Origin of the sequence: Microbacterium sp. AK009 (assembly GCF_013410955.1) — a bacterium.
Lineage (GTDB): Bacteria > Actinomycetota > Actinomycetes > Actinomycetales > Microbacteriaceae > Microbacterium.
In genome coordinates, this window is sequence record NZ_JACCCG010000006.1 from 67,479 (window position 1) to 84,047 (window position 16,569).

At 70.7% G+C, this 16,569-nt stretch carries 16 protein-coding genes; 5 read left to right on the forward strand and 11 right to left on the reverse strand.

The genetic code is table 11. The annotated features are described in order from the left end of the window. Positions 1-232 precede the first annotated feature (232 nt). Positions 233-1,564, reverse strand: a complete 1,332-nt coding sequence (locus HDC37_RS13915; protein ID WP_179561002.1) for an HNH endonuclease signature motif containing protein — start codon at positions 1,562-1,564, stop codon at positions 233-235. Positions 1,565-1,684: 120 nt separating this feature from the next. Between HDC37_RS13915 and HDC37_RS13920 the strand changes: the two genes are divergently transcribed. Further along, positions 1,685-1,981 carry a DUF4287 domain-containing protein gene (locus HDC37_RS13920; protein WP_179561003.1) on the forward strand — a complete coding sequence of 99 codons (297 nt, stop codon included), beginning with the start codon at positions 1,685-1,687 and terminating at the stop codon, positions 1,979-1,981. Positions 1,982-2,101: 120 nt separating this feature from the next. Here the strand turns inward: HDC37_RS13920 and HDC37_RS13925 are convergent, their stop codons facing one another. From HDC37_RS13925 to HDC37_RS13965, 9 genes are read right to left on the reverse strand one after another with little or no spacing between them, the layout of a single operon-like run. Next, positions 2,102-2,971 (reverse strand): DNA-3-methyladenine glycosylase, encoded by an 870-nt coding sequence (locus tag HDC37_RS13925; RefSeq protein ID WP_374939189.1) that lies wholly within the window; start codon positions 2,969-2,971, stop codon positions 2,102-2,104. Further along, positions 2,968-4,383, reverse strand: coding sequence for a hypothetical protein (locus HDC37_RS13930; RefSeq protein WP_179561004.1), 1,416 nt, complete (start codon positions 4,381-4,383; stop codon positions 2,968-2,970). Before HDC37_RS13930 ends, HDC37_RS13925 begins: the two co-directional genes overlap by 4 nt. Next, on the reverse strand, positions 4,373-5,365 hold the full coding sequence (locus tag HDC37_RS13935; RefSeq protein WP_179561005.1) for a DUF1980 domain-containing protein: 993 nt from the start codon (positions 5,363-5,365) through the stop codon (positions 4,373-4,375). The genes HDC37_RS13930 and HDC37_RS13935 overlap by 11 nt, the downstream gene beginning before the upstream one ends. After that, the gene (locus HDC37_RS13940) at positions 5,358-6,398 is read right to left on the reverse strand and encodes a permease (RefSeq protein ID WP_308472224.1); all 1,041 of its coding nucleotides are present in this window, start codon (positions 6,396-6,398) and stop codon (positions 5,358-5,360) included. The genes HDC37_RS13935 and HDC37_RS13940 overlap by 8 nt, the downstream gene beginning before the upstream one ends. 43 nt (positions 6,399-6,441) lie before the next feature. Then, complete coding sequence (locus HDC37_RS13945) at positions 6,442-6,852, reverse strand: Fur family transcriptional regulator (protein WP_179561007.1); 411 nt, start codon at positions 6,850-6,852, stop codon at positions 6,442-6,444. A 2-nt stretch (positions 6,853-6,854) separates the two neighbouring features. Beyond that, on the reverse strand, positions 6,855-7,736 hold the full coding sequence (locus HDC37_RS13950; RefSeq protein ID WP_218869866.1) for a metal ABC transporter permease: 882 nt from the start codon (positions 7,734-7,736) through the stop codon (positions 6,855-6,857). Positions 7,737-7,759: 23 nt separating this feature from the next. Then, positions 7,760-8,578, reverse strand: coding sequence for a metal ABC transporter ATP-binding protein (locus tag HDC37_RS13955; RefSeq protein ID WP_179561009.1), 819 nt, complete (start codon positions 8,576-8,578; stop codon positions 7,760-7,762). Beyond that, positions 8,575-9,639: a metal ABC transporter solute-binding protein, Zn/Mn family gene (locus HDC37_RS13960; protein ID WP_179561010.1), complete on the reverse strand. Its 1,065-nt coding sequence runs from the start codon at positions 9,637-9,639 to the stop codon at positions 8,575-8,577. Before HDC37_RS13960 ends, HDC37_RS13955 begins: the two co-directional genes overlap by 4 nt. A gap of 31 nt (positions 9,640-9,670) precedes the next feature. Further along, a complete protein-coding gene (locus HDC37_RS13965; RefSeq protein WP_179561011.1) occupies positions 9,671-10,351 on the reverse strand; it encodes a metal ABC transporter ATP-binding protein in 681 nt (226 codons plus the stop codon). Positions 10,352-10,440: 89 nt separating this feature from the next. Between HDC37_RS13965 and aztB the strand changes: the two genes are divergently transcribed. The 4 genes from aztB to aztD are packed head-to-tail and all read left to right on the forward strand — an operon-like array spanning position 10,441 to position 14,731. Continuing rightward, positions 10,441-11,289: a zinc ABC transporter permease AztB gene (gene aztB / locus HDC37_RS13970; RefSeq protein WP_374939199.1), complete on the forward strand. Its 849-nt coding sequence runs from the start codon at positions 10,441-10,443 to the stop codon at positions 11,287-11,289. A 24-nt stretch (positions 11,290-11,313) separates the two neighbouring features. After that, on the forward strand, positions 11,314-12,564 hold the full coding sequence (locus tag HDC37_RS13975; protein WP_179561013.1) for an ABC transporter: 1,251 nt from the start codon (positions 11,314-11,316) through the stop codon (positions 12,562-12,564). Then, on the forward strand, positions 12,561-13,490 hold the full coding sequence (gene aztC / locus HDC37_RS13980) for a zinc ABC transporter substrate-binding protein AztC (protein ID WP_179561014.1): 930 nt from the start codon (positions 12,561-12,563) through the stop codon (positions 13,488-13,490). Before HDC37_RS13975 ends, aztC begins: the two co-directional genes overlap by 4 nt. Before the next feature lie 29 nt (positions 13,491-13,519). Then, positions 13,520-14,731 carry a zinc metallochaperone AztD gene (gene aztD, locus HDC37_RS13985; RefSeq protein ID WP_179561015.1) on the forward strand — a complete coding sequence of 404 codons (1,212 nt, stop codon included), beginning with the start codon at positions 13,520-13,522 and terminating at the stop codon, positions 14,729-14,731. Positions 14,732-14,865: 134 nt separating this feature from the next. On the opposite strand, the gene HDC37_RS13990 is transcribed toward aztD, so the two are convergent. Beyond that, positions 14,866-16,419 carry a multicopper oxidase family protein gene (locus HDC37_RS13990; RefSeq protein WP_179561016.1) on the reverse strand — a complete coding sequence of 518 codons (1,554 nt, stop codon included), beginning with the start codon at positions 16,417-16,419 and terminating at the stop codon, positions 14,866-14,868. Between the last annotated feature and the right edge of the window lie 150 nt (positions 16,420-16,569).

Genomic DNA, 16,569 nt, shown 5'->3' on the forward strand with positions numbered 1-16,569 from the left:
TCTGCACCCCGTTTCGGGCGCGACCGTGGGCCGGCATCGAAGGAGGGGTACGTACTACACGCTGGAGTGCGCGCAGACAAACCTCGATGGTACCGGATGCCGCGGGCGCGACCTAATCGCCGGGGGCGGCGTTCGAGCCCCTCGCCGCCGCACGGCCGGCCGCGGTGTCCAGCGTCACCGTCTTGATGACGCGCGAACTGCCGGTCGAGGATCAAGAACTGCCGGTCGAGGATCAAGCGGTCAAGCGATAGCGGGCTCGCCCAGCCAATCGCGGCTTCCGCTGTGGATCGATCCAGGGTGGTGGCAGAAGGTACACACGGGCGTCGATCCCGGGACCTTCGACGATGATCTCCCACCCGTCGGAATGAAGACGATGATGACATCCGGTGCACAGGAGAACGCCGTTTGGGAGGTCGGTCCGGCCGCCGTCCCTGTTCCACCACGAGATGTGATGCACGTGACACCACGCGGGGGGTGCGCCACAGTCGATGCATCCTCCGTCACGCTCGGCGATGGCGAGCTTCTGGGCCGTCGTGAAAAGTCGACGGGTGCGACCCCAGTCGAGGATCTCGCTCTCGCCGCCGAGCACGCACGGAATGAGCTGCTGGTCGGCGGCCATTCGGCGAATGATCCCCGCGGGCACCGGCTGTGCGATGCCGTCGATCGTCGCCGTGCCGAGGCCGCTCTCGAGGGATGCGAGGTCCATGCGGATCACCACGGTCGCCGACGGCGCGGTCGGAACGTCGTCGCATCCGATGGCGTGCCGGCAGATGTCGGCGAGAGCGTCAGCACTCATCTGCTTCACCGACCGGGCATCCCGGTCGTCGTCCGGGGAGTGCTCGTTCCGACGGAGAGTCGCACCGACGATCGACTCGATCGCGGCCTTGACCGGCGCGCCAGTCTCCACGTCGAGCTTCGCCGAGATGACCAGCATCCCGTCCCGCTCCTGGATGACGAGCGTCCGCGCGCCCCGGAGCTCTTCGTGTCGCGGCGCGACGCCATCGGGGTCGAGATGCGCCTCCACGCGCGCGAGAAGCTTGGCCAGCTCGTCGGGGCGCAATCCCGGTGCGAGGTCGCACATCTGTCGCTCGGCGTCGTCGAGCCGCGCGGAGTCCACGCGCAGTGCGAGCTTCGTCAACATGGTCACGATCGAGGAGGCAGCCGTCATCCCGATCCGCCCAGCCGCTACCGCGCCCGCGACGTGCGGATGCCTGGCCGGCAGCTGCTCACCGCTCAAGGCGGTGCGCGGCGCCGTCGCCTCACCGACCTGGATCATCCGCACGGACTCACCGACGCTCGTGCCGGTCGTCGTCGAAAGGAGAACCGCGGGCGACGCGAATCCCTGCCGCTTCGCCAGTGAGTCCTTACCGAGCTCGGCGCGCGACTGCCGCGCGACCTCCGCCGCAACACCGGCGTAGGCCGCGTCGACGTGCCTCTTCAACGAGCCGAAAGCGTGGGTCACCGCGATCAACTCAGACGGGCTGAGCGCCGACGGCACACGGTCACCCCCCGCGAGCGCCAGCGCTTCGAGCGCTTGCGCGATCCCCGCGAGTGGTGTCGTCATGACTCGATATTAGTACACGCGTTCTATTCAGGCAATACTTGCATACGAAGTTTTCTTCGATATACTGGCGACTGCCGCAGATGGCGGCGTCTCCACCGAACGAACGTCAAGGAGCACGGGATGTCTTTCCAGGCCTATCTCGACACCATCGAACGCAAGACGGGACTCACCCCCCGACAACTCGTCGAGGCCGCCCACGAGCGAGGACTCGACACCGCCGGCGTGAAGGCGACGGAGATCATCGAGTGGCTGAAGTCCGACTACGACCTGGGGCGCGGTCATGCCATGGCGATGGTCCACGTCATCACCAAGGGTGACCGGATCGACCCGAAGCATGTCGGGTCGGGTGGCACGCACGCCGACGCGGGGGACCGTCTCTGGCTCGACGGCATCGCGACCAAGCCCGAAGGATTCTGACCACGGGTTCGCGCATCGACTTCGAGGTGGAGATCTCGACCGCCGGGCGCGCCGGGTCTCATGGTCGGTGGCGGCGACCCTCGGGTAGTGCGGGTGTCGGCGCCGCGCGAGCCGCGATCCTCAGGTGTCGCGGATGTCAGCCTCGCGGGCGCCGCGTCCCCACCGGAAAGGGGACACCGTCGGATCGCCGTCGATCCAGAAGCGCCACGGGAACGCGGCGGTGCCCGCGACGCCTGCAACGCCGACCCGCGGCCCCGAGACCGTCTGGGGAAGGAGTCCGTCAGGGAGGAGGAGTCTTGCCACGGCTCCCGCGCGCGGCTCCGACGTGATCGCGTCGATTCCGTCGTGAACCGGATGCCGGAGACCCACGGCCTGGCTCAATCGGCCGGGTCCGCGGGCGAGGTCACGGTGCGGCAAGGCGAAAGCGCGGGAGGCAGCGCCGGCGGGTGACGACGGAGGGTAGACAGCGCCGGCAGGTGACGACGCACGGGAGGCAGCGCCGGCGGGTGACGACGGAGGGGAGACAGCGCCGACGGGTGACGACGCATGGGAGGCAGCGCCAGCCGGAACCGACACGCGGGCGGCGGTGCGACGACGCACCGCGACATCCCTCCCCCGTACGATCTCGCCCGCGCGGAGGAGGATCCCGCCTGCTGTGCCTTCGGGGCCGCACACGACGTTCACACACGAATGGATCCCATGACTCAGGTAGACGTAGAGGTGACCGGGCTCCCCCCACATGGTGGCATTGCGCGCGGTCGGCCCCATGCGGGCATGCGACCCGGGATCGGGCACCGGGCCCGTGCCCCGGCCGTGGTAGGCCTCGACCTCGGAGAGACGGACGGCCACGGTCTCTCCGTCGACGGTCACCTCGAGCACCCCTCCGAGCAGCCGCGGCGCCACCTCCACGGGCAGTCCCGCGACGTCCGCGCGGGAGGCGGGGCGGAGCCCCGAGCCCGCCTCGACGTGTCCATCGGAAGTCATGCTCACCGCGGCGGCACCTGACACCACGAGATGTCGAAGCCCTGCAGCGAGACGACCTGTGTGCCGTCGTCGATCTCGACGATGCGGGTCTGAAGTCGCTCGGGGAGCGGCAGACGGTAGTCGTCGTACGCGTTCTGCGCGGCAGCCGGCGCGACGAGCACGGCGAGGTAGCGTGCGCTCGGCGACACGCATGTCTGCACCACGGCGTCCTCGGCCCCGATCTCGGTGAGGGCGCTCGTGGTTCCGTCGACTCCGACGCGCACGACGGCCGTCGATCCGGTCGGGGTGCCGTCGGCGCCGAACACCGCAGCAGAGCGGATCGTCCCGCCATCGGGCAGGGGAGTGATGGCGGTGACCGTTCCGAGATCGGCCTCCGGAACCGCCAGCGGCTCCTCGGAGGCATCCGTCAGGTCGATGACCGCCGGTCCGTCGGCGCGCTCGACGACCGCCTCCGACGAACCCCGGGCGATCCCGCTGATCGAGAGCGCCGTGCCGAGCGGTGTCGAATCAGCGCCGTCCGCGCCGGTCAGGAGAAGCTGCCCGTCGAAGGAGAGCAGCAGGATGCTGTCGGTGTCGGGCACGAACCGCCATTCCGCGATGCGGGGGTCGGCCCCATCGATCGCGATCTCAGTCGGCTCGGTCTCTGCGGCGCCCCGCGCGAGGGATGCCGTGTAGAGGCGGCTCTCGCGTGCACCGCCGGCGCTGACATCCTCATCGGTGTAGAGGTATCCGACCACCTCGCCGCGGTCGGCGCTCTGGAGATTCGTGACGAGGCCGTCGCCGGGCAGCGGCAGACTGCGCTCATCCTCGCCCTCGAGGTTCGTGACGATCAGCTCAGCCGATTCGTCGTCGGCGAGGACCGACATCACGAGGTGTCGGGAGGTCGCGCGGAAGTCCTCGATGTGCGGGTGCGTGAACACGGCCTCGGCGTCGTCACCGGTGAGGTCGGTACGGAACACGGTGTCGTCTCCGTCCCCGCGCTGCAGCAGGAAGACCTCGGCGCGCGGCGTCCGGAAGGTCTCGACGACCTCGGTCGCGGGCCCGCCGCCCGCGGCGGTCAGCCCCTCGATGCTGATCGTGTACTCGGTGTCATCCCGCAGCGGCAGCCCGAAGCGCACCCCGAGGCTGCGCCCCGACGTGTCGACCGCGAACGGCACCTCGGGCGTGATGCTGACCTGATCAGCCGTGACTTCCGCGAGCGGCAGCGAGGTCGAGACGATCAGGCGACCCCCGGATGCCGCGGCAGCCGCCTCGGGATCGACATCCACCGCAGTCACCCGGGGGCCCTGGAGGGTGCTCACGGCGGCTCCCGCAAGACCAAGGGCGCCGAGAAGTGCGGCGACGATGAGGAAGGGCAGCACGAACGCGCGGCGAGTCGACCGCGTGCGCGCCGAGGAGCGTACGCGGTCAGTACTCATGCGGGTCCTCGGGTTCGTCGATCAGCTCCACCGTCGCGGCGTCGATGAACAGGCGCCCGTCGGAGTTGGCGCGCACCATGCCCTCGACCGTGACCCACTGACCGGTCTCTGCATCTTCGCCGGCCTCGCTCTCGCCGACGGCGACCGGGAGGCTCGCCGACTGGGCGTCGATCACGCAGTGCGTGATCACCAGCCTCGACAGGGCGAATCCGCCGTCCTCTCCAGGGGTGACGAATCCGGTCAGCGTGACCGGGTCGCCGTCGAACGCCTCGGGATTCGTGGCGGTGGCGAACACTGCCGACCACTCTCCGACGCCGAAGGACGCGGTGTCGCCGGTGCGTGCCAGGGTGACCACATCAGTTCCGCCGAAGAGGGGCGGGGCGCCGACGTCGCGGGAGATCGCGAGCTCGGCCGAAAGGGAACGAGGGGGGAGAACCAGTGTCAGCAGCACGACCGCCGAGGCGAGGACCGCCCCGGTTCCGGTCGCGAGCAGTCCCAGGGAGCGGCGGCTTGCGCGCGATGCCCGAGGCGCCTCAGCGGGTCGCGGTGCTCGACCCGGTCGCGGTGCCCGCGGTGGGCGGGACGAACGCGGACGGGATGCACCAGCGCGCGCCTGAGCCCGGGTGAGGACGGGAGCGGCGGAAGCGGCGGGAGCCGATTGGTCGGCAGCGGCATCGTGATCGTCGACGAGGGCGGCATCCAGCGGATGCTCGTGCCCGTGCCCCGCACCCTCACCGTGCCCGTGCCCCACGCCGTCACCGTGATCGTGCCCGTGATCGTCTTCGGCCCCCACCGGGAGCAAGAAGCTCATCACGGCTCCGATCAGCACGAGGATCGACATCGACACCGCGAACCACGACGACTCGGGGTTGATGTACAGGCCCAGTCGCCCGGTGAGGGCGAGCGAGACGGTGATGACGGCGAGGATCGTGGCGAGGCCCACGCCGAGCCAGCGCGTGAGGAGGGCGGAGCGCTCAGGCAAGGAGGTTCACCCCCGTCCCGATCGCGAAGGCGGCGAGGATCACCACGACGACGACACCGGCGAGCGCGCGGGTGGTGAAGGTGGTGCGCATGAGGGCGAGCATCTTCACGTCGACGAGGGGTCCGACGAGGAGGAAGGCGACGAGCGACCCGGGCGTGAACGTCGAGGCGAACGACAGCGCGAAGAACGAGTCGACGTTCGAGCAGATCGACACCACCATCGCCAAGGCGATCATGGCCACGATCGACATCGCAGGGTTCGATCCGATCGCCAGCAGCACGTCGCGGGGGATCAGCACCTGCACGGCTCCGGCGATCGCCGAGCCGATGATGAGCGCCGGCATCACGGCGCGCAGCTCGATCACCAACTGCGCGAGGCTACGACGCCCGCGCTCACCGAGGGCGCCCGCCGACCCCGCCTCCACCGGACCACGCGCCAGCTGCAGTGCGCACGTGTCACGGAACCGGTCGGTGAGGAGGGCGTCCGGGCTCGGGTGACGGCTGTACAGCCACCCGATGAGGTTCGCGATGAGATACCCGCCGATGAGTCGGACAACGAGGATCCCGTCGTCGAACCCGAAGGCGGCGTGCGTGGTGATGATCACGATCGGGTTCACGATCGGAGCGGCGATGAGGAACGTCATCGTCTCGGACACGCTGAACCCGCGCATCAGCAGGCCACGGGCGAACGGCACGTTGCCGCACTCGCAGACCGGAATGAGCATGCCGAGGAGGGAGAGGACGGCCCGGCGCGCCCACGCGCGCCGCGGCATCCATCTCTCGATCAGTCCCGGCGGCACCCAGACCTGCACCGCGATGGAGAGCACGACGCCCAGCACGACGAACGGCAGCGACTCGATGAGCACGCTGACGGCGAGAGTGAGTCCGTCCTGCGCGCGGGTCGGCAGCGGGTCGGGGAAGATCGCCGGCGCGAGCGCATCGACGAGGAAGAGCCCGACGACAACGGCGACGCCGATGCCGAGCGCGACCAGCGCTCGCGCGGTCGCCGAGGGCCGCGACCCGTCGCGGGTCACGGTCCGATCGCGATGCTCCGGCGGAGCGACGCGGGGGGCCGGGTCAGTCCGTGTCACGCTCACCGGCTCCGGCCGTACAGGCGGAGCAGTATCCGAAGATGTCGACGATGTGCTCGGCCTGAGTGAACCCATGAGCGGTCGCCGTGCGTCGCGCCCAGTCCTCGACATCCGTCGCTTCGATCTCGACGGTCTTGCCGCAGTTGCGGCAGATCAGGTGATGGTGGTGTCCCGCCGACACACAGGCGCGGTACAGGCTCTCGCCCTCCGGGCTCTGCAGCGAGTCGGCCTGACCGTTCGCGGCCAGACCGGCCAGCGCCCGATACACGGTGGCCAGGCCGATGCCGGTGTTCTCGTCGCGGAGTGTGGCGTGCAGCGACTGGGCGCTGACGAAGCCGCGGGCGTCGGCGAGGGCTTCGCGCACGCGTTCGCGCTGCCACGTGTTCCGCTGGGCCATGATCAGGAGTTTACCGAGGCGCCCTGAACCGCCGCTGGACGCCCCTCACCCCCGCGCATCCGGACGACCCGCCCCTGCCGGCCGCCGATCACGCGGCAGACGAGGTAGATCACGAACGAGATCGTGGTGATGTAGGGGCTCACCGGCAGTGTGCCGGCGATGGCGAGGAGGATGCCGCCGACGGCGGACACGAAGCCGAAGGCGGCCGCCAGGAGCGGCACCGACAGCGGCCCGTGGGCGACGCGCATCGCGGCGGCGGCCGGTGTCACGAGGAGAGCCATCACCAGCAGCGCGCCGATGATGTGGACGGCCACGGCGACGATGAGGCCGAGGAGGATCATGAAGATCAGCGACACCGCGGTGGTCGGCACACCGCGCGCTGCGGCGGACTGCGGGTCGAGCGAGTCGAAGCGGAGCGGACGCCAGATCACCAGCATCCCGAGCAGCACGATGAGGCTGATCCCGATCAGCCAGCCGAGCTGTCCGGTCTGCACCGACACGATCTGCCCGGTGAGCAGGCTGAAACGGTTGGCGCTTCGCCCGTCGTAGAGAGACAGGAACAGGATGCCGAGGCCGAGGCCGAACGGCATGAGGACGCCGATGATCGAATTGCGGTCTCTCGCGCGTGCGCCGAGCCAGCCGATCAGGGCGGCGGCGATCAGGGATCCGAAGATCGAGCCGGTCACGACGTCGACGCCGATGAGGAGGGCGGCCGCGGCACCGGCGAAGGAGAGTTCGCTGATCCCATGGACGGCGAAGGCCATGTCCCGCTGCATGACGAAGACCCCGACGAGACCGCCGACGAGGCCGAGCGCAGCGCCGGCCCACACCGCGTTCGAGACGAGTCCGAGCAGCTGGCCGTAGACCGGGAGGCCGCCGAACATCGCCTCCCAGATGGCGTCCCAGCTCACGAGTGGTCCTCGTCGTGGTGGTGATGGTGCGCATCCTCGGCATCCGGCGCGCCGACCACGACGAGCCGGTCACCGGCACGCAGGACGAAGACGGGTGTGCCGTACAGCTCGGTCAGGACCTCGGAGCGCAGTACCTCGTCGGGGCGCCCCAGAGTGAATCGTCCGCCGGCGATGTACAGGATCCGGTCGACCTTGGTCAGCAGCGGGTTGACGTCGTGCGTCACCAGAAGGACGGCGGCGTCGCGGTCGCGGCGATGGCGGTCGATGAGGTCGACCACGGCGCGCTGGTTCGCGAGGTCGAGGCTCGTGAGCGGCTCGTCGCAGAGCAGGAGCTTCGGGTCGTCGGCGAGGGCCTGGCCGATGCGCAGCCGCTGCTGCTCCCCGCCCGAGAGAACGCCGACGGGACGGTCGGCGAAGGCGCGGGCGCCCACCTCATCGATCAGCTTGTCCACCCGCGCCGCGTCGCGGCGCCGTGGGATGGGGAGCCCGAAGCGGTGCCCGTTGACTCCGAGCGCCACGACGTCGCGGCCGCGCAGGGCGACGTCGCGCGGGAGCGGCCGCGACTGCGGGATGTACCCGATGCGGCGGTTTCCGCCCGCGCGTACCGGCTCTCCCAGGACGGAGATGGTGCCCGAGCTCAGGGATTGCAGGCCCAGGATCGCCTGCAGCAGCGTCGTCTTGCCCGAGCCGCTCGGGCCGAGGACGGCGATGAGCTCACCGGGTGCGACGGAGAGGTCGAGTCCCGACCACAGTTCGCGACCGGAGCGCCGGAGCGCCGCATCCCGGATCTCCAGCGCCGGCGCCGTGGACGTCACTCCGCGAGGGCGTCGCTGAGAGCGGTGATGTTCGCCTGCATCCACGAGATGTAAGTCTCCCCCTCCGGGAGGGTTTCCGAAAACGCGATCACCGGGATGCTCAGCGAATCGGCCTCGGAGACGATCTGCTCGGTCTCGGCGCCGCCCGTCTGGGTGTTCGTGATCACCACGCGCACGTCATCGGCCCCGAGCAGGTCGAGCGACTCGAGGAGCGTCGCGGGCGGAACATCCTGCCCCTCCTCGACAGCCTCGCTGAACGCCTCGGGGGTCACGTTCTCCAGCCCCGCCGCCGCGGCGAGGTAGACCGGCACCGGTTCGGTGACGAAGACGTGAGCACCCTGCTGCTCACCGGCGATCGCGCCGAGGGAGTCCTCAAGACCCTCGATCTCACCGGTGAACGCGTCGAGGTTCGCCGCGAAGGTGTCGGCCTCCTCGGGTCGGAGCTCGCTCAGCTCGTCGGCGACCGCCTCGGCGACGTGGACGATGGTGTGCGGGTCGTACCAGACGTGCTCGTTGAAGCCTTCGATGTGGGCGTGATCGTGCTCGCCCTCGTCGTGGGCATGCTCCTCGCCCTCCTCGTGCGCGTGCTCCTCCTCCGCCGCGGCATCGGCGGCGCCCTCGGCCGCGCCGCCCTCCTCGGAGTGGTCGTCGGAGTGCGCTTCGGCACCGGGGTAGTCGTGGGAGAACTCGACGGCGGTGATCACGTGGGCCTCGCTGCCACTGGACTCGATGAGCGCGTCGATGAACGCGTCGTAGCCACCGCCGTTCTCGACGATGAGCTCGGCGTTCGAGATCGCGAGGGTGTCCTGGGCGCTCGGCTCGTAGGAGTGCGGGTCCTGCGCGGCGGAGCTCACGATCGAGGTGACGGCGACCGCGTCGCCCCCGATCTCTTCGACGATCTGCCCGTAGACGTTCGTCGACGCCACGACCTGAACAGCGTCACGCGCCGCATCGGCACTCCCCGCCGACGATGACGATCCGGTCGCGGTGGCGCAGCCGGCGAGGGCGAAAGCGGATGCCGCGGTCACGGCGAAGAGGGGAACGAGTCGGGTCGCACGCATAGGCCCCAGTGTAACGGATTGATAATCGTTATCAGTAATCGCCTGGAGTCCTGCCGTCCTGCAGACGAATGACGCGGTCGGCGATCGCCCGCACGGCGGGGTCGTGCGAGACGCAGACCACCGCGGCGCCCCTCCGCGCCTCCTCGCGGATGATCTGACGGATGCGCGCGGCATTCGCCGCATCGAGCCCGGTGGTCGGCTCATCGAGGAGCATTATGTCGGGTCGACGCACCCACGCCTGCGCCAGCAGTGCGCGCTGGCGCTGCCCGCCCGACACGTCCGCGATCGGGGTGTGCGCAAGCGATTCGATCGCGAGTCGTCGCATCGCCTCATCCACCAGGTGGGTCCGGCGCGCGCGCGACACCCCGCGACGAATCCCCAGCGCAATCACCTCCTCGACGGTCACCGGAAGGAGAGGGGTGACCGCCACGAGCTGCGGCACGAAGGCGGACACCACGGTCACCGCCGCCTCCCGCGCCCCGCGCGAGGGCGCCCGCACCCCGGCGATCACCTCCAGCAGCGTCGATTTCCCCGCTCCGTTGGGCCCGGTGATCACGGTCACCGCGCCGCGGTCGACGTGCGTCGACACGTCCATGAGCGCCATCCGCCCGCCGAACTCGACGCCGACCCGGCGCAGGCGAACCACCGTCACAGGCCCCTCGGCGCCATCCGTCGACGACACCGCCTCGGTCACCTCGGCTTCGCCTCGCATCCGCACCTCCGATTTTGAGAATGATTCTCATTAACAATACGGTGGCTCGCGTGCTCCTTCTCACCGACCTGCTGCTCGCGCCTTTAGCGATGGACTTCGTGCAGCGCGCGTTCGCCGGCGGCGCGCTCGTCGCGGTCCTCTGCGGTGTCGTGGGCACGTGGGTGGTCATCCGGGGGATGGCCTTCCTCGGCGAGGCGCTCGGACACGGGATGCTTCCGGGCGTCGCACTCGCCACGGTCACCGGCCTTCCGCTTCTGCTCGGCGGTGCCGCCGGCGCGGTGATCATGAGTCTCGGGGTGGGTGCGCTGCAGCGCCGCGGGCGCCTGTCGTACGACACCAGCATCGGACTCCTCTTCGTGGCGATGCTGTCGCTCGGCGTGATCGTCATCTCGTCGTCGGGCAGCTTCGCCACCGACGCGACCGCCATCCTCTTCGGCGACATCCTCGCGATCACGACCGCCGACCTCCTCGTCCTCGCGATCGCGTGCGGCGCAGGGATCCTCACCGCCGCCCTCGCGCACCGCTCGCTCGTCGCGCTCACCCTCGACCCGCGGATCGCGACGGTGCTCGGCTTCCGCCCCCGCCTCACGCAGGCGGCGCTCGTGGGACTCGTCACCCTGGCCGTCGTCGCGTCGTATCAGGCCGTCGGCTCGCTCCTCGTCGTGGGACTCCTCCTCGCGCCGGCGGTCGCAGCGGGACGGTGGACCCGGCGCATTCCGAGCCGCATGGCGCTGGCAGCCCTCATCGGCGTCCTCGCCGTCCTCACCGGCCTCCTCGCCTCGTGGCACTTCGCCACCGCCGCCGGCGCGTCCGTCGCCGCGGCGGCGATCGCCCTGGCGGCGCTGTCGACGCTCGTCCACGCCCTCCTCCCCCTTGCCCGCCGACGGCGGCCGACCACGAGCGCGGCGGACATCCGGCGCGTTCCCGCCCCTCTCTGACACCCGACCCGACTGAAGGCAGCCATGCGTTCCCGCCTCCTCCTCACCACCCTCGCCTGCGCGACCGGACTCATCGTCACCGCCTGCGCGGCCGCGCCGGCGACCGACCCGCCCCCCGTCGCCGCGTCCGACGACGACCACGGCGCGCACGAGGGCGCGGTCGAACTCGCCGAACCCGCGCTCGGGCTCACGACGATCGACGGCGAGGGGACGATCGCCCACCTCGACCTCCTCAGCGAGAACGTCACCGAGCTCGGCGTGATCGAGCCCCCCCGGGCGGTGGCGACCGACGGGCGCTACCTCTTCGCCGAGACCGCGAGCGGTGTCGAGATCGTCGACTCCGGGGTGTGGACCTGGGACCACGTCGACCACTTCCACTACTACCGGGCGGCGCCCGACCGCCTCGGGACGCTCGAAGGGCGGGGCCCTGCCACCGTGGCGACGACGAATCAGTCGACCTCGGGGGGCACGGGCGTCTTCTTCGCCGAGTCGGGCGAGGCGGTGCTGCTCGACACCGAGGCGCTCTCGCGCGGCGATGTGGTCGAGCGTTTCCGGCTCGAGGTCGCGCCGCACGACGGCCTCGTCGTGCCCGTCGGGTCGTGGGCGCTGGTGTCCCGCGCTGATGCGACCGGGCGCGCGGGCCGTGTCATCGTCCACGACGGCGACGGCACGCCGACCGGAACCGAGGCGGCGTGCCCGGAGCCTGCCGGGACGATCACCACGCGAGTGGGGGCTGTGATCGGATGCCGCGACGCGGCGCTTCTCGCCACGGTCACCGACGGCGATCTGTCCCTCACGCGCATTCCGTACCCACCGGGCACGACGGCTGCGCCCGCGGCATCCTTCCACAACCGGGAGGGTCGGCCCACGGTCGCCGCCCTGGCCGGGCCTGACGGGACGGACGGCGTCTGGCTTCTCGACACCCGCGCCCGGAGCTGGACCCTCCTGCCCTCACCCGAGCCGCTCGTCGCCGTCTCCGCCGTCGACGACGACGCCGATACGGTGCTCGCGATCACCGCCGAGGGGCGCCTGGTGGTGCTCGACGGCACCGACGGAGCGGTGCGGTCGAGCACAGAGCCCCTCGTGCCGGCGTCTGCGACCGACGTCTCGTCGGGAGGGAGCCCGCCGGTGATCATCGCCGACGCGCAACGCGCCTACCTCGCGGGGCCTCGCGAGCAGAAGGTCTTCGAGATCGATTTCGCCGACGACGCCCGCATCGCGCGCACGTTCGATACGGGCCCGGCACCCCTGTTCGCCGCGGGAACCGGCCGATGAGCGGCGGGTCGCGTGTGGTGCGCCTCGGCGGTGTCGTGCTCGCGGGGGCGCTGGCCGCCCTCGGTCTCGCCGGATGCGCATCGCTCGGCGGCGAGCGCCCCGTGGTGGTGGTGACGACCAACATCCTCGGTGACGTCGTCGGCGAGATGGTCGGGGAAGGCGTGGAGGTACGCACCCTCATGAAGCCGAACGCCGACCCGCATTCGTTCGAGATCTCCGTGCAGGAGGCGGCGCGTCTGCGAAGCGCGGACCTCGTCGTCTCGAACGGCCTCGGGCTGGAGGAGGGACTGCAGCAGCACCTCGACGCGGCCGACGCCGACGGGACGCCGACCTTCGTCGCCGGCGACGTCATCGACGTCCTCCCCTACGCCTCCGGCGATGCCGCGGGAACCCCCGACCCGCACTTCTGGACCGATCCGACGCGGATGCTCGCCGTCATCGACGCGCTCGCCCCCGTTCTCGCCGAGATCGACGGCGTCGACGCCGAGGCACTGGCGGTGAGAACCGCCGCCTATCGCGCGGCGCTCGTCGATCTGGACGTCGAGATGACCTCGGCCTTCGCTGCCATCCCCGCGGAGCGTCGCGCCCTCGTGACCAACCATCACGTCTTCGGCTACCTCGCGGCCCGCTACGACCTCGAGATCGTGGGCACGGTGATCCCCGGGGGGACCACGCTCGCCGCGCCGTCCGCGTCCGACCTGGCAGACCTCGTCACCGCGGTCGAGGAGACGGGTGTGCCGGCGATCTTCGCCGAGTCGTCCTCGCCCGACCGGCTGGTGCGCGCCCTCGCCGTGGAGGCGGGGGTCGATGTCGCGGTGATCGAGCTCTTCACCGAGTCGCTCACCGATCCGCAGGGCGGGGCTCCGGACTACCTGACCATGATGCGCGTCAACACCGAGCGCATCTCCACCGGACTCTCCCGCTGAGGGTCCACCCCATGAAGAAGAGAGGCATCATGCGCACTTCCCCTTTGCGCGGCCCGGGCATCACCGCGCTCACCATCGGAGCGGTCGTGACACTGGCCGCGTGCTCGTCGGGCGCCGGAACCGGATCCGCCGCGCCGGCCGCGTCGGACTCACCGTCCGCGGCCCCGGGACCTCGGGTTGCCGTCGCCTATGAGGGCGGAGTCGTCGTCCTCGACGGCGAAACCCTCGAGCCGGTCGCCGACTTCGACTCCGAGGAGTTCATCCGCCTCAACCCCGCCGGCGATGACCGACACGTCCTGGTCACCATGAGCGAGGGGTTCCAGGTGCTCGACACCGCTGCGGGGACGGAGGCGGAGCCGGAGCTGACCGACCTGGTCTTCCCCGCCGACACCCCCGGCCACGTCGTCCCGCACGCCGGCAAGACGATCCTTTACGCGGATGGCACGAGCGACACCACCCTCTTCGACACGGCCGACCTCGCGGCATCCGACGCCCTTCCCGACGTCGAGACGATCGCCGGTGTGGAAGCCCACCACGGGGTGTCGATCGTCCTCGAGGACGGAACCTTCCTCACCACCGTGGGCAACGCCGACGGACGGAACGGAATCGTCGCCCGGACCGCGGCGGGCGACGTGATCGCCGAGACCGACCAGTGCCCGGGCGTCCACGGGGAAGGGACGGCCGAGGACGAGATCGTCGTCTTCGGCTGCGAGAACGGCGCGCTGATCTACGCCGACGGCGAGATCGTGAAGCTCGATTCGCCCGATCAGCCCTACGGCCGAATCGGCAACGCCTTCACGACCGAGACGAGCCCCCTCGTGCTGATGGACTACAACAACGACCCCGACGCGGAGGGGTACCTGCTCGACGCCGTGACGGTCGTCGACACCGAGGCACGGACGCTCGAGGTGATCCCGATGCCCGAGGGGGCGGAGTACACCTTCCGCGACCTGGCGCGGGGCCCGGGCGACCTCGGATACGTGCTCGCCTCCGACGGATCGATCCACGTGCTCGATCCGGCCGCGGGCGCGTTCGTCGACGAGTTCCCCGTCATCGACGCCTGGGAGGGCCCGGCGCAGTGGCAGGACCCGCACCCCGCGATCCGCGTGTCGGGAGAGATCGCGTATGTGACCGAGCCCGCCGCGAACGCGGTGCACGCGGTCGACCTCACCACGGGCGAGATCGTCGCGACCGGCGAGCTCGAGGTCACCCCGAACGAGCTGGCCATCGCCGCCGGCTGACACCTGCCGCCTTCTCCACCCCGAGAGTGCATCTGGCCGCCGAGGATGCGGGGTTCGCCCGCTTCCTCGGCGCGCCGATGCACTCTCGTCGAACCGGCCCGCGCGCCCGCGCCACGCGCGGGCCCGCCCGAGGCTCAGTGCCGGTGGCCGGACGCCGACGGCGGGAGGGTCGTGACGGTGGTGTCCGAACCCGGCTCGACCACGAGGAACTGCGCCATCGTCCCGGCATCCTCGTGCCGCAGCAGGTGGCAGTGGAGCATGAGCGGATACGTCGGGTCGGCGTGGTCGAATCGGAGCACCATCTCCACCTCGACCCCAGGCGGGAGGTAGAGGGTGTCCTTCGGGCCCGTGAGGGCCGCCGGGGGCTTCGCACCGCCGAATCGCTTGACCTCGACGTGCACACCGTGGACGTGGAAGTTGTGGGGGAAGGACATGTCGTTCCGCACCCGCCAGTGTTCGACCGTGCCGCGCTCCACGACCGCGTCCATCCGCTCCATCGACATCGCCTGACCGTTGATCTCGGTGCCGTCGAGCACCCACTCGCGCGTCACGACGGCCGAAGCCGGGTCGAGCGGGTCAGCCGGCGCAAGCGCGGGCGGAATCGTCCCACGGCTCTCCAGGTCGTCCGCAGCGCGCAGCTCGAGTACGTCGAAGCGATCGGCACCGCCGTTTCCGCCGCCGAAGACGGGGAGCACGCCGCCGAGGTCAGGGCTCTCGCTTCGCAGCACGACGGTCTCGGCGGGCGTCATCCGCACCAGGATCTCCGCCCGTTCCCCGGGCGAGAGCTGCAGGCGCGCTGTGTCGCGGGGGGCGGGCAGCAGTCCGCCGTCGGTGGCGATGTGCGAGAAGGTGCGGCCGTCGTCGAACCCGAACGCGTAGACCCGGGCGGTCGACGCGTTCACCAGGCGCAGCCGCACCACATCGGTGGCGACCTCGAGGTACGGCGCGAGCGTGCCGTTGACGAGCAGCTCGTCGCCGAGGTGGCCCGATGATCCTCCATCGCGCTGACCGAGCTCGCCGCTCTCGCGGTCCAGCGCGACGTCCTGGACGATGACGGGGATGTCGTCGACCCCGTACTCGCTGGGAAGGGCGAGGCCCGTGGCGACCGGGTCGTCGATCAGGAACAGTCCCGCGAGCCCCCGTCGGACATGCTCCTCTGTCGCCCCGTGCGGGTGGGGGTGGTACCAGAGAGTCGCGGCCTCCTGGTCGATCGTCCACTGCGGAGACCAGGTGCGGCCGGGGTCGATCGGCTGATGGACACCGCCGTCCATCTCGCCGGACAGTCGCATCCCGTGCCAGTGCACGCTCGTCGTCACATCCAGCGCGTTGGTCACGTCGACGCGCACGCGGTCGCCACGCGCCGCGCGGATCGTCGGACCGAGGTACGAGCCGTTGAAGCCCCACGTGGGAGTGTCCAGACCTTCGACAAAAGACGTCGACCCGGGCTGGGCGTGAAGAGCGAACACCTTCGTGCCGTCGGCGTCGATCGTCGGCTCGAGGAGTGCCGGGACGGCGAGGGGCCTGACGAAGTCGACGTCGCCGACGGTGTCGACCGCGGGGGCGTTTCCGATGCCGGTGGCGAAGGCGGTGCCGACGCCGGCGGCGGAGACGGCGAGGGTCGCGAGGACGGCGATGACGACGCGGGGGCGGCGGAGGCCGCGGCGAGGGTGGGGAGCGGTGTCGACCATGACCTCCACGCTCGCGGGCGGGGGCCTGCGGCGGCACCGGGCGGACCCGACGTTTCCGGAGGGTTTTCCCCCGACCGCCCCGGGGGCAGCCCGCGCTCACGCGGAGTTTCGCGCTTCGCGAGGACGCCGACCGGGGTTTGCGTCCTCAGG